This window comes from Tangfeifania sp. (genome assembly GCF_055108615.1).
Window position 1 is genome coordinate 70268 of record NZ_JBSQIC010000006.1, and the last position, 13209, is coordinate 83476.

At 42.3% G+C, this 13209-nt stretch carries 12 protein-coding genes; 7 read left to right on the forward strand and 5 right to left on the reverse strand.

The window, feature by feature from the left end:
* The first annotated feature begins 24 nt into the window (after positions 1 to 24).
* The 7 genes from ACTCNA_RS02730 to porK (ACTCNA_RS02760) all read left to right on the forward strand — a co-directional run bounded on the left by ACTCNA_RS02730 (position 25) and on the right by porK (ACTCNA_RS02760) (position 8552).
* Entirely contained in the window at positions 25 to 1182 is a 1158-nt protein-coding gene (locus ACTCNA_RS02730) for an arginase family protein (RefSeq protein ID WP_462946362.1), read from the forward strand.
* 117 nt (positions 1183 to 1299) lie between these two features.
* Positions 1300 to 2244 (forward strand): PorP/SprF family type IX secretion system membrane protein, encoded by a 945-nt coding sequence (locus ACTCNA_RS02735; protein WP_462946363.1) that lies wholly within the window; start codon positions 1300 to 1302, stop codon positions 2242 to 2244.
* Positions 2245 to 2266: 22 nt separating this feature from the next.
* Positions 2267 to 3607: a T9SS ring complex lipoprotein PorK/GldK gene (gene porK, locus ACTCNA_RS02740; RefSeq protein ID WP_462946364.1), complete on the forward strand. Its 1341-nt coding sequence runs from the start codon at positions 2267 to 2269 to the stop codon at positions 3605 to 3607.
* Positions 3608 to 3630: 23 nt separating this feature from the next.
* The gene (gene porL / locus ACTCNA_RS02745; RefSeq protein ID WP_462946365.1) at positions 3631 to 4605 is read left to right on the forward strand and encodes a type IX secretion system motor protein PorL/GldL; all 975 of its coding nucleotides are present in this window, start codon (positions 3631 to 3633) and stop codon (positions 4603 to 4605) included.
* A gap of 17 nt (positions 4606 to 4622) precedes the next feature.
* Positions 4623 to 6233: a type IX secretion system motor protein PorM/GldM gene (gene porM / locus ACTCNA_RS02750; RefSeq protein WP_462946366.1), complete on the forward strand. Its 1611-nt coding sequence runs from the start codon at positions 4623 to 4625 to the stop codon at positions 6231 to 6233.
* A 2-nt stretch (positions 6234 to 6235) separates the two neighbouring features.
* A complete protein-coding gene (gene porN, locus ACTCNA_RS02755) occupies positions 6236 to 7087 on the forward strand; it encodes a type IX secretion system ring subunit PorN/GldN (protein ID WP_462946367.1) in 852 nt (283 codons plus the stop codon).
* 112 nt (positions 7088 to 7199) lie between these two features.
* Positions 7200 to 8552 (forward strand): T9SS ring complex lipoprotein PorK/GldK, encoded by a 1353-nt coding sequence (gene porK, locus ACTCNA_RS02760; RefSeq protein ID WP_462946368.1) that lies wholly within the window; start codon positions 7200 to 7202, stop codon positions 8550 to 8552.
* A 3-nt stretch (positions 8553 to 8555) separates the two neighbouring features.
* Here the strand turns inward: porK (ACTCNA_RS02760) and ACTCNA_RS02765 are convergent, their stop codons facing one another.
* From ACTCNA_RS02765 to ACTCNA_RS02785, 5 genes are all read right to left on the reverse strand, one after another.
* Positions 8556 to 10379, reverse strand: coding sequence for a TonB-dependent receptor (locus tag ACTCNA_RS02765; RefSeq protein ID WP_462946369.1), 1824 nt, complete (start codon positions 10377 to 10379; stop codon positions 8556 to 8558).
* Positions 10380 to 10457: 78 nt separating this feature from the next.
* Complete coding sequence (nikR, locus tag ACTCNA_RS02770) at positions 10458 to 10859, reverse strand: nickel-responsive transcriptional regulator NikR (protein ID WP_462946370.1); 402 nt, start codon at positions 10857 to 10859, stop codon at positions 10458 to 10460.
* A 105-nt stretch (positions 10860 to 10964) separates the two neighbouring features.
* The gene (locus ACTCNA_RS02775) at positions 10965 to 11384 is read right to left on the reverse strand and encodes a T9SS type A sorting domain-containing protein (protein WP_462946371.1); all 420 of its coding nucleotides are present in this window, start codon (positions 11382 to 11384) and stop codon (positions 10965 to 10967) included.
* Positions 11385 to 11435: 51 nt separating this feature from the next.
* Positions 11436 to 12890, reverse strand: a complete 1455-nt coding sequence (locus ACTCNA_RS02780) for a M1 family metallopeptidase (protein ID WP_462946372.1) — start codon at positions 12888 to 12890, stop codon at positions 11436 to 11438.
* A gap of 133 nt (positions 12891 to 13023) precedes the next feature.
* Positions 13024 to 13209: hypothetical protein (locus ACTCNA_RS02785; RefSeq protein WP_462946373.1), on the reverse strand; the 186-nt coding region annotated here is incomplete at its 5' end.

Here is a 13209-nt window from a genome sequence, read left to right on the forward strand (position 1 = left end):
TATTTTTGCCTAAATTTTTCATGAATGGAAGTTTTCGATTATTTCGATCCTGTTGATTTTTCGCGTTTTGACGCAAATGACAAATCATTGGGAAAATATTCGCTGGGCGCATCTGTCGAATCTTTCACCACTAAACTTACTGCTTCAACTATTTCGAGTGCAAAAGTTGTTTTGTTTGGTGTGCCGGTCTTCAACGGAGAATATAATCCGGCACCATCATCAACTCCCAATTTGGTTCGGCAGGAATTGTACCGTTTGGCAGCGTTAAACTCCAACCTGAACATTGCCGACCTGGGAAACCTGAAACCAACGGGCAGCCTGAAAGGAACGCTGCTCGCCATACGCGATGTGGTGGAGTACTTTGCTGAAATGAACATTGTTTCGGTTATAATTGGGGGCAGCCAGGATTTAACAGTGGGGGTTTGCGATGCTTTTGTCAATAATCGTTTTTTCTCGCTTTCGGCTGTCGATGCAATGCTCGACATTAAAAAAGGAGTAGAGGCATTCCATTCATCGAACTATTTAACACGGGTATTTAAAAATCTGCCAAAGCTTTTTCAATTCAACCTCATTGCTTATCAAAATCACCTGGTGGGGCAAAAACTGATTGAAAAAACTCCCGGCTTAACAGAACACCTGAGGTTAGGGCAACTGCGCGAGAATTTTTTTCAATCGGAACCTTTAATGCGCAATACCGATGTTTTGTCATTTGATGTGGGCGCAATAAAATACACCGAAGCACCAGCCGCAACACAGACAAACCCAAACGGCTTGAGAGGTGAGGAAGCCTGCCAGCTGGCCCGTTATGCAGGGATGAGCGAACGGCTGAAAAATTTCGGTGTGTTTGAACTCAACCCGGCTTCAGACAATAACTTGATTACCGTAAAACTGGCTGCCGAAATTATTTGGTATTTTCTGGAAGGTTGCACCACCCGAAATGACGAAAATTTACAACCTGCTGATAACAGTGTAGTTTATAAAGTTGAAATTGACGATTTGGATCAACCACTGGTTTTTTTTAACGAGCCTGCAACCAAAAGATGGTGGTTTGAAGTGAATTCAGTAGCGGGCGAAACGCATCTTTTTGCCTGTTCAGAAGAAGATTATCGCCAGGCTGCAGCCAACGAAATACCTCATAAATGGCTCCGGTACGTTCAAAAAATGGATGGTTTATCAAAATAATAAAATAATGAATCCGTTCTTTGCATACCAATGTTAAATGAAGTTTGTTACAAACAACAATTTTTTATTTCTTTAGCATGGATTGAGAAATTGTTTATGCCGCATCCATTGAGGAGTATGAAAAAAATATTTTCTTTACTATATTTGCTGATATTAGTTAATTTAGCGGCTATGGGCCAGCAAGATCCACAGTTTACCAACAATATGCATTATAAATTGGGCGTAAACCCGGGATATGCTGGAGCAGAAGATGTTATAAGTGGAATCATATTAAACCGTTATCAGTGGGAAGGTATGACAGGCGCGCCCAAAACACTCGTTTTCAGTGTTGATGGAGCCGTGAATTTGTTTGGCACACCAAGTGGTTTGGGTTTAAATATTGTTAGTGACCAATTGGGAAATGAAAATAATACCATGATAAATGCCAATTATGCATACAAAGCTGATTTGAGCATGGGAACATTGGGAATTGGGTTGTCTCTGGGATTATTCAATAAAAGTTTGAACGGGGAATGGGAAGTGCCTGAAGATGATTTATACACCCAGCCGGGTTCCGATCCGGGAATACCACAGGGAGATGTTAGTCAAATGGCATTCGACTTTGGAGCTGGTTTGTATTTGTCGGCAAATAACTATTATTTAGGAGTGTCGGTTACCCATTTAAACCAGGCTGTTATTAAGTTCGATGAACAGGCAGTTACGTTTATGGCAAGGCACTATTATTTAACCGGCGGATACAATATTAAATTAGCCGATCCGTTATTTGAGTTACGCCCGTCGTTCATGTTTAAATCAGACCTGGCAGGCTGGCAGCTGGATTTAAATACAAACCTTGTTTACGACGATCGTTTTTGGGGTGGACTAAGCTATCGTGTAAACGATGCTGTGGCATTGTTGATGGGGATTGAAATGGAAAATGGACTAAAAGTAGGATATTCGTTCGATCTGGTTACTTCGGCAATCGGTTACGAAGGTTTCGCATCACACGAAATCTTTGTCAGCTATTCGATTGATCTGGAGCGCAGTCGGAGTAAAAAATATAAAAGTATTAGATTTTTGTAAAGAAAGCCATATATATTGAGCTATGAAAAAATTTCTTTTTATTGCAATTGTACTCTTCACAATTATCGGTTTTTCCTCCTGTAACCAATCGGGAAACGGAGAGCTGATGGGAGTGCAGGAGAGACCAAAGTGGAATGAATCTCAACCTTACGGAATGGTTTACGTCCGGCGGGGAAGTTTCAATATTGGTCCCAGCGATCAGGATCCCGCAATGTCGGGTATTCCAACCAAAACAGTTTCGCAGGAAGCGTTCTGGATGGACGATACCGAAATTACAAACAACGAATACCGTCAGTTTGTCCATTGGGTCAGGGACTCAATAGCACGCCGGATGCTGGGGGATCAGTACCCCGAATTCCTGATTACCGAAGACCGGAACGGAACGCCTATTGATCCGCCACGGATTAACTGGGATGAAAAAATTGACTGGAGCGATCCTGATTTCCAGATGGCAATGCAGGATTTATATGTTCCGGAAAATGAACGGTTTTTTGGAAAAAAAGAAATTGACAGTCGAAAACTTGTTTATGAGTACTGGTGGATAGATCTTCAGCAGGCAGCCAAACGCTCCAACAGCTATAATTACGAAACCCAAAGCTACGAGGGAAATGTTTACGACAGCGAAGGGGAACTGCGGCCCATTGAAAACCGTTCAGACTTTATTTTGAATGACAGGGTACACGTTTATCCCGATACACTTGCGTGGATAAGGGATTTTACCTATTCATACAACGAACCCTGGGCCACACGGTATTTCTGGCATCCCGGTTTCGACGATTATCCGGTGGTTGGTGTTACCTGGAAACAAGCAATGGCTTTCAGCAACTGGAGAACTAAAATTCATACCGACTATTTAACCTCAAAAAGAGAGCCCACTGTTCAGGCTTACCGTTTGCCCACAGAAGTAGAATGGGAATATGCAGCCCGTGGCGGAAAAGATTTTTCGATGTACCCGTGGGGAGGCTACTATACCCGTGACGAAGACGGGGTTTTTCTTGCCAACTTTAAGCCGTTGCGAGGCAATTATGTTGAGGACGGCGGAATTTCAACCATGAAAGTTGGAAGCTACGAACCCAATGAATACGGAATATACGACATGGCGGGCAACGTGGCTGAATGGACCGAAACAGCATACGACGAAGCGGGTTATAACTATTACAGCGATTTAAACCCGACTTTTACCTACAATGCAAGGCCAGACGATCCGCCTGTGATGAAACGCAAAGTTGTACGAGGAGGCTCATGGAAAGACATTGCTTACTTTACTCAGGTTTCTACGCGCAGTTTCGAATACCAGGACACTACAAAGTCATACGTTGGATTTAGATGTGTACGGTCAACTTTTGGAGAAGAATTTAATTAGCAACTAACTTTTATCACTGCAATATGAATCTAGGTGAGATTTTCAAAACAAAACGCTGGAAAACATTCATGGGCTATGTTTATGGATGGGGTGCATCTGTTGTAATGCTTGGAGCACTGTTCAAACTCCAGCACTGGGAATACTCCGGCTTATTTCTTACTATCGGGCTTATAACTGAAGCCTTAATTTTCTTTTTGTCAGCTTTTGAACCGCCACTTGAGATGCCCGACTGGGGGAAAGTTTATCCTGAATTGCGCGAAGAATACGAAATGATGGATATGGATGAGTTGAACCAGAACAATAGTAAAGGAGGGTTCAACCAGTTGCTTGCATCTTCAGATTTATCTCCCGAACTCCTCGACAAAGTTGGAAAGAGTTTATCTGAACTGTCAGCTGCTGCACGGGGCATCAGCGATATTTCCTCGGCAACACTGGCCACCGATATGTATGTTAAAAACCTGAGTTCGGCCTCCGAGTCAATGAATTCACTGGCCGAAATTAATAAACGTGCCAACGACTCAATTAATGAATCGGTGAATAAATTAGTTGACTCCTACACCGCTGCATCGCAACAATTTTCGGAAACAGGCAAAGGAACAATTGATACACTGCAAAAAGGCAGTGAGGAATTTTCGGCACAGCTTTCAGAAACAGGGAAAAAGATTGCTGAAACTGTAAATGGAGCAACTGTTACATTCTCAAACGAAATAAAAAATATTGGAGAGGGATCGAAACAATATTACAACAACCTTGAAAAACTGAACCAAAATATAAGTGCCTTAAACGAGAACTTTGAGAACCAATTGCAAGGGACAAAGAGCCAGTTTGAAGCCAGTCATAAATTCACCAAAGATCTGTCTCAAATGAATGAAATACTATCCTCTTCGGTTTCCGAACTCGAGAAGTATAAAGAGAATGCAGAAAAGTTGAATAAAAACCTGGAAGCACTGAATACCATTTATGGTAATATGCTGGGTGCTATGAGTTATAAGAAATAACATATAGAAGTTATACTATGGGTGCAAAAAATTGTCCGGAAACACCGCGGCAAAAAATGATAAACATGATGTACATTGTCCTCACTGCAATGTTGGCACTCAACGTTGCGGCCGAGGTGCTCGATGCATTCCAGGTAGTGGATTCAAGCCTTATCCAGACCCTGGAAACAGTGGACATGAAAAATGCACAGGTATATGCTTCTTTCGAACAGGCATATGCTGAAAATGAAACCAAAGTGAAAGAGTGGAAAGATAAGGCGGACAGTGTGAAAATGCTGACTTCCCAAATGTATTTATACCTTTCAAAACTGAAAGAGGATTTAGTCAGAGATTCCGGAGCTATCCCGGTATCTGACGAGAGCCCCTTGCGAGAAAATGATTTTTACCTGGTTACCGAAAGTGGCGATACTTTAATCCTGAAAAAAGAAGATGATTTGAATTCGCCTTCAGAATTTTTAATAACCCAAGGGAATGCCGAGATTTTAAAAGAAAAAATTAATGAGTACAGAGGTAACATGGTTGCCCTTATTGAGGAGACCGATACCGAACTGATAAATACTGTTGAAAGTGCACTCGACACTTCCGATCCACCGGTTAACTTAAGAGAAGGCGGCGAAAGAAAATCGTGGGAAAGCGAACGTTTTCTGAATAAACCACTGGTGGCTATTCTTACTTTGCTTTCCAAAATTCAGATTGATGTAAAAAATACCGAGGCAAACCTTATCAACTATTTATTTTCACAGATTGATGCCGGGTCGTTTAAATTCAACAAACTGGGGGCACGGGTAATTCCAAATTCAAATATTGTATTGCAAGGCGAAGAATATGTAGCTGAAGTTTTTCTGGCTGCTGAAGATACCACCCAGCAACCCGAGATATTAATTAACAACCGGCCGGTAAATGTTCAGGACGGAAAAGCAACCTACCGTGTGGAAGCCAATGAACCTGGCGTTTTTAGCTGGAGTGGTGTTATTAAGTACAAAACACCCGCCGGTATTGTGAGAAATTATCCTTTCTCGCAGGAATATCAGGTTACACGTCCCAGTGTCACTATGTCGGCCACACGAATGAATGTATTTTACCGCGGCCTCGATAACCCGTTTGATGTTGGCGGTGGAGGAATACCCCAGGAGAACCTGGAAGTGCAAATGACAAACGGAACAGTAGTTAAAAGTGGCAACGAATATATTGTACGCCCGGATGAACTCGACGAACAGGGCAGAAACACTGTCGTGTCGGTTTATTCCAATATTGGCGGAGAAAGAAGGTTAGTTGGTTCCAGCCAGTGGCGCGTGAAAAGAGTTCCCGACCCCGTTGCACAGGTTGCCGGTCAGTCAGGAGGTACAATACGAAAAGAAAGATTGCTGGTAGAACAAGGTGTAATGGCAGTTTTGGAAGATTTTGATTTTGATTTTCAATATACCATCACACAGTTTACAGTTGAAGTGCCTGGTCCGGGTGGCTACGTTAATCGCTGGGAGTCAAATTCAAATCGTTTTACAGAAGATCAAAAAGAACAATTCAGAAGGTTAAATCCTGAAGAGGTAGTATATATTGGTAATATCAGAGCAGTTGGGGACAATGGCGAAACTCGCGATCTTGATCCAATTCCTTTAAAAATACGATAAAAATGAAAAAGAGTATTGGTTACATAGGAGCATTAATTTTCAGCTTAGTATTTGCAGAAAATACAGTTAATGCCCAGATAGTAAACGGGGCATACAATACAAACGACATTTCGGAGAAAAGGCCAATGCCTTTGCCGTCAGTACGCGAAGCAGATGTGTTTTGGTCGAAAACAATCTGGAGGGTTGTTGATTTACGCGAGAAAATGAATCAGACCCTCTATTATCCTACCGAAGAAATGGGTGGCAGGAAGAATTTGATTTCGTTACTATTGGACGGGATTCAAAACGGGCAGATTACACCTTACGATGCCCGCCTCGACGACGATTTTAAAGTGCCGATGACTTATGAACAGGTACAGGAATCTTTTGGTGCCGAAGAAACAACAGAGGAGAGAATTGATTTTGACACCGGCGAAAGAGAAACCGTTACCATCCAGGGAGAAATCCGGCCTGGCGATATTAAGCAGTACATGATTAAGGAGGAGTGGTATTTCGATAAACAAGCCTCTGCCCTTAAGGTACGCATAATTGGCATTTGTCCCATTCGCGAATTTACAAGAGAGGGCGATGAGAACGGACAATTGCAGCGCCAAAAGGTATTTTGGGTATATTACCCGGAAGCCAGAAAACTGCTGGCTAATAATGTTGCATTTAATCCATACAACGAGGCCCAGTCCATGTCGTTTGACGAGCTTTTCATCAAACGTTTCTTTAACAGCTATGTGGTAAAAGAATCGAACGTGTATAATAACCGCGATATAAGTGCCTACCTGAGCGGGAAAGAAGCCATGCTCGAATCGAAAAAGATTGAAGAAGAAATTTTCAACTTTGAGCAAGATCTTTGGGAATATTAAAATGAAAAAATTAAGTCCTGGCCTTATGGTTTCATAAGGCCTTTTTTAACTCAGGTAATTTTTACCAGCCGTAACTTGTAAAAAGTAAAATCTTCCAGCAATATTGAAAAGAATGAGAAAAGCAATAGTTTATATTATTTTGGCCAGTGGCTTGCTTTTCAGTTCTTGCCGGAATGAAATTGTTCAGTACCTGCCCGGAGGCGAACGAAAATCCAATAGCTGGTTCGAGCCTTCACCCTACGGAATGGTGTATGTCCAGCGTGGTTCATTTGTTATGGGGCCATCCGATGAGGAATTGAGCGGTATTGCTGAAAAATCAAAAAGAGTTTCGGTTGAATCTTTCTGGATGGACGATACTGAAATTACCAATAATGAATACCGCCAGTTTGTTTACTGGGTGCGCGACTCCATTGCCCGGAAATTACTCGGCCAGACTTACACTGATTTTATGATTACCGAAGGCCCCGACGGCATTCCACTCGATGAACCTGTTATTGACTGGCAGGAAGAAATTGAATGGGACGATCCTGATTATCAACTGGCAATGGATGAATTATACATTCCTGAAGAGGAACGGATTGCCTTCAGGAAAGAAGTCGATCCCCGAAAATTGATTTATGAATATTACTGGGTTGATTACAAACAGGCAGCACGGCGGGAAAACAGTTATAATTTTGAAAGTGAAAGTTATGAGGGTACAGTTCTGACACCAGGAGGTGAAACTGTTCCGGTTGCCAACCGCAGCTCTTTTTTAATGCACGAAATGGTTCCTGTATATCCCGATACGCTCTGCTGGATACGTGATTTTACGTACACCTACAACGACCCATTCACGATGAAATATTTTTCGCACGTGGCTTTCGATAATTATCCTGTTGTGGGAGTTACCTGGAAACAGGCAAATGCTTTTAGCAGGTGGCGGACTGACCTGAAAAAAGTGTTTAGCAGCAGGTTAAATGAAGCACCTGCGCACGATTACCGGTTGCCTACCGAGGCTGAATGGGAAATGGCTGCCCGCGGCGGTTTAAACAATACGGTTTATCCATGGGGGAGTTATTACACCCGAAATGTGAACGGCTGTTTTGTGGCCAATTTTAAACCTCTGAGGGGCAATTATGTTGCCGATAGTCCCACAACCACAACTGCAATGCAGGTTGGTACGTTCGATCCCAATAATTACGGACTTTATGATATGGCCGGTAATGTGGCCGAATGGACCAGTACCGCATTTTATGAGGCAGCGTATGATGTAGTCAGCGATTTTAATCCGGAACTTCAGTACCATGCCCGCCCCGATGATCCACCCGTGATGAAACGCAAAGTTATCAGGGGTGGTTCGTGGAAAGATATTGCATACTTTATTCGAACTTCTACCCGCACATACGAATATCAGGATACAGCAAAATCTTACATCGGATTCCGCTGTGTAAGGTCATCTTTCAGAAATGAATTGCAAAACCGTTGATTTTTAAAAGTTAACTCCTAATCCTGAAAACACAGTTGCTCCGGGCATGGTGTAATAGCGATTGACCTGGTAATTCTGGTTCAGTAAATTCTCACCACTAACATACCACCTCAGGTTCGGTGTAATATTATAAACCGCTTTTGCTTTCAGGAGTGTATAATTAACCTTGTTTACATTTGGTGAAGGATCGTTGTCGAGGTTGGCAATTTGCTGAAGGCTTCCCATGAGTTGAAATTTTTTCCAGCGGTAATGCGCACTTACAAAAAAGTTATGTTCCGGAGTGGCAAAAACCGGGTTTTTCATATTCATGTAGCTGTAAGTGGTTTCAATTTTCAGCTTACTGGTTGGGCGTGCATTTGCCGAAAATTCAACTCCTTTGTTTTCCACCTCACCGGCATTTTTCAAGCCCTGCATGGGAACCGTTACAATCAGGTTGTCGCCCTCAACTATAAAAAAAGTTATTTCTGTATTTACCATGTTATCAAAAAATGATTTTGAGATACCTGTTTCATAGTTCATTATGGTTTCAGGATTGAGCTCCGGGTTGGGGCCCCATAAAAACAATTCGCGCATGGTCGGGCTGCGAAATCCTTTTGAAACGCTGCCTTTCCAGGTGGTTGATTCTTCGAGCTGCCAGGCAAATCCTGCCGACGGAATCCATTGGCTGCCGTAAACCGAATGATTCTGATACCGCAAACCGGCATTGAGCGTGAGTTTTTCAGCCAGTGTTTGCTGGATAAAACCATAAACACCTGATTCGTTGATGGTGGTGTCGGCAAAAACAATTCCGTTGCCGTTCATGGCTTTCAGGTTTTCTGCTTTGCCGCCGTAATTCATATAATCCACGCCCAAAGTAATATTGTTACCATCAAATAATTTCAGCGATTCATAAAAGTTGACACCGTAATTATGGTCGTTGGAATGAAACCCATCGGTAATATTGTGTTCCCCGAAGTTGTAAAATAATTTTAAGGAGCCGGAGATTTTTTCCCATTCATTTTGCATGGTGAGTGCCCAGTATCCGCGGGTAATGTCAATTTTTTCTCCGGCAGATGCATTGAGAGTATCAGGACCGGGATCGGCAGCTTCAAAGTCGGCCAGGCTGAAATCAGTTGTAAAATTTATGTGTTCGTTTAACTGGTAGCCGAGCTTTGCGTAACCGTTGTTTATTTTGAATTCAGAGTGCTCACGGTGGCCATTGGTATTATCGTGGTTAGCCGATATAAAAGCACTGAATTTATCTTTTTTGAAGCCCGCTGAACCCATATATTTTTGGGTGTTAAAAGAGCCATAAGTAAAACGCGCATTTCCGTGAATTCCTTCGCGGGTTTGTTTTTTTGTGATAATATTGATGACACCTCCCATGGCATTTGAACCGTACAAAATAGAAGCCGGGCCCCGGATTACTTCCACGCGCTCAACATCAGAAGCCACGTATGAATCGGGCAGCGGGTGGCCCATAATTCCCATAAACTGAGGATGTCCGTCGATGAGTATGAGCACGCCGGTTGTGGGATTCCCGCCAATTCCCCGGATGGAAATCTGGCCGGCAGAACCGGCAGCAACGCCAAACCCTGTAACTCCACGTTCGGTTACAAAAAGACCGGGTACTTTCCCGTTTAAAACAGGCAGCAACGCCGATTCGTCGGTTTCTTCAATTTGCGCACGGCTGACAACCGAAACGGCCATTGGTACATTATTTTTATTTATCTTAACCGGTGTGCCGGTAACCACAACTTCTTCAATCTCAATGGTGTCCTTCAGTGATAACTGTGCGGAAAGCAGTGCCGGAAATACAATCAATATAAACAGGAATAATTTCTTCATTTCGATTTGAATTTTTAAAATTTCTTGAATTGGTGTTACTGTTTTGTTTTTTTGTGTTACTATTATTATAAAAAAATTTTATCCTGCTTTGCTCATTACGAGTTTACCATGCTGTATTCCTCTGATAGTTATTAGCTTGTCGGAAATTTCAGTGAGTTTTTTCGAGGGACCTTTTACTGCAATAATCTGGAGGTAGTTTTCTTCGTTCAGGTAAAAACCCTGAGTGGAAAGAATATATTTTTTGTGATCAAATTGAATGTCTGACGATTTTTTAAGAATATCAGTTTTGTCGTGGTTAAATACCAAAACTACAGCTCCCGCCACAATGTTATCACATTTCCATTTTTTTTCCACCAGGTTTTTTTCAATCAGGTGGCGAATGGCCTGCGACCGGTTGGCAAAAAGATTTTCTGAAACGTATTCATCCAACGCTTTTAGCAAATCTTCGTCGAGAGAAACTCCAAAACGTGTAACTGACATGGTGTTACTTTATTTAAAATGCGTGTTACGAAAATAAAAAAAAATATTAAAAGAAAAAAGGGAGGATGGAAATTCTTCAGAATCTAAATTGCAAAGTAATCGGATTCAGTATTTTACAATTTTACGTTCCGTTGTTTTTTCCGAGGTCTCTATTTTCAGGATATAAATTCCATCCGGGAGATGAGAGAAATCGAGGGTGGTTTGATTTTCGCTGAATTGTTGAAGTAATTTACCACCGGTGCTAAATAAACTGGTTTTAACCATTGACTGGTTCCCTTTCATAATTATTGAAACTTCATTCTCAAACGGATTTGGGAAAACAATAGTTGTTCCCGGATTTTCGGTTAGTTGCACCTCTACAATCTCGGCGGTTTGAGAAATCAGCCAGTAATCCGGATCGATTTTAATTTCTGAAACGATAAAATCAGGCTGAACCAGAAAATGCTGGTTGTTTTCTGTATGCATTAACCTGAAATCGGCTGAATCTGTTTTTTGGGTGTTGTAAACCCTTACAGGAACAGGCATTTCAAAAAAATCTACCGAATTGTGTGAAGGGGTTTGCGACAGGGTAATTTTTTAATTTTGGGCATCGGTTTGTGAAAATTCAACCGAGTAAACCGGAAATCCTTCACCATAAAACCAGTCGTTGAAAAACTCGAAGAAGATAGTATCGCCGGCAGTTTCAAAATGTTTGATCAATTGATTGGTGCGGGCAAAACCATTTGTTACTTCGGGGTCGTTAAAATAGTTCCGCATGGCATTGAAAAATGGTTCGTCGCCCAATACCCAGCGCAACATGTGGAGTAAGTAAGCGCCTTTTGAGTAGGAGAGCCTGCTGCTGAAAATTCGTGAAACGCTTGTGGTGTCTTCAACAAAAACACTTCCCCCGGGCTCGCTGGTAATGCGATCGTGGTTCAGCCTTTTCCAACTTGGCCACCAAACTCCATCGAGCATATTTTCGTAAGCCAGGCCCGAAAGATAGGTGGCAAATCCTTCGTTTAACCAGATATCCTGCCAGCTGCCCAGGGTAATGTAATTGCCAAACCACTGGTGTGCCAGTTCATGCGCGACCAGCTCGAAACCAAAATTGCCCATAAAACTCATGGTTTGGTGTTCCATTCCGCCTCCCCAGCCAAACTGGGCATGACCATATTTTTCATTGGCGAAAGGATATTCACCGATTAATTCATTAAAAAGTGCCATTATATCAGCAGTGACAGGCGTTTCGCTTTTGGCTTTTGTTTCGTTTTCAGGATAAACAAAATTCAGGATTTCAATTTCACTGCCATTTTCAGTTTCCAGGAAATCGGAATAATCAGCATAATTGGTAACTGCGATGGCCACCAGATAGGTGGCAATGGGGTAACGGTGTTTCCAGTGCATGGTCCGTTTTCCGTCGATAACATTTTCAGAAACCAAAATGCCGTTACTCGCAGTTCGGTAGGGTTCAGGGGTGGTGACAATCACATCGATTGAATCAATTTTATCAGCAAGCGATTGTTTGCATGGCCACCATTCCATGGCACCGTAGGGCTCAGAAAGTGTCCAGAGTACAGGCGTTTGGTTATGGGTGTCAATGGTAAACGAACCAAAACCGGTGGACGGTGGTTCGCCCTGGTAAAAAACGGAGAGCGAGTCGGTTTGTCCTTTGCTGAGCGTTTCATTCAGCTGAACGTTAATTTTGTTTTGGCTGCGTGAAAAACCAATGGGTTGTCCTTTTTGGGTAATGGAATCGACTATCATTTCAGCATGCAAATCGAATTCAATTTCAGTAAGATTTGTTTGCTGACTTACAAAATGAGAGGTAATTTCCCCGCGAATAAAGGAAACAGCAGGATCGACTTCCCACTCCATTCGCTGGTAAATCAAATCGTAATCAGCATAACTTTCCGGTTCGGCAAAAACAGTTTTTTTCAGATAAATATCCTGTTCAGCCCTTGCCTTTCTTTCAATGAAAAACGGATCGGGTTCCTGGGCGGAAACCCCGGCAGTTAGTAATAAGGAAATCCAGAAAATTGCAACGCGAATCATATATCAAATATACGGTTTTTTGGTTCTTCTTGTCAGGTATGACAACTTGCTGCCAAAATCTCAGGATTTAGCCGAAATAGACCAACGGTATAAATTTTGAAGTATAAGGTTCAGAATATCAATAAAGTAAAATTTATGTAGATGAATTAAAGCGGAAATCATTAAAGGCAATAAGCAGCATGATTGGTACCACCACCGGAGGCGTTACCGAAGCTTTAAAAAAACGGAGGATGGGAAAACGGCGTATTTGGGTTGAGTTTTGTACCAGGGTGGTAAAAAAAACCGCTCCTGCGGGGCAGAAACGGCAAAGGGAATTTTT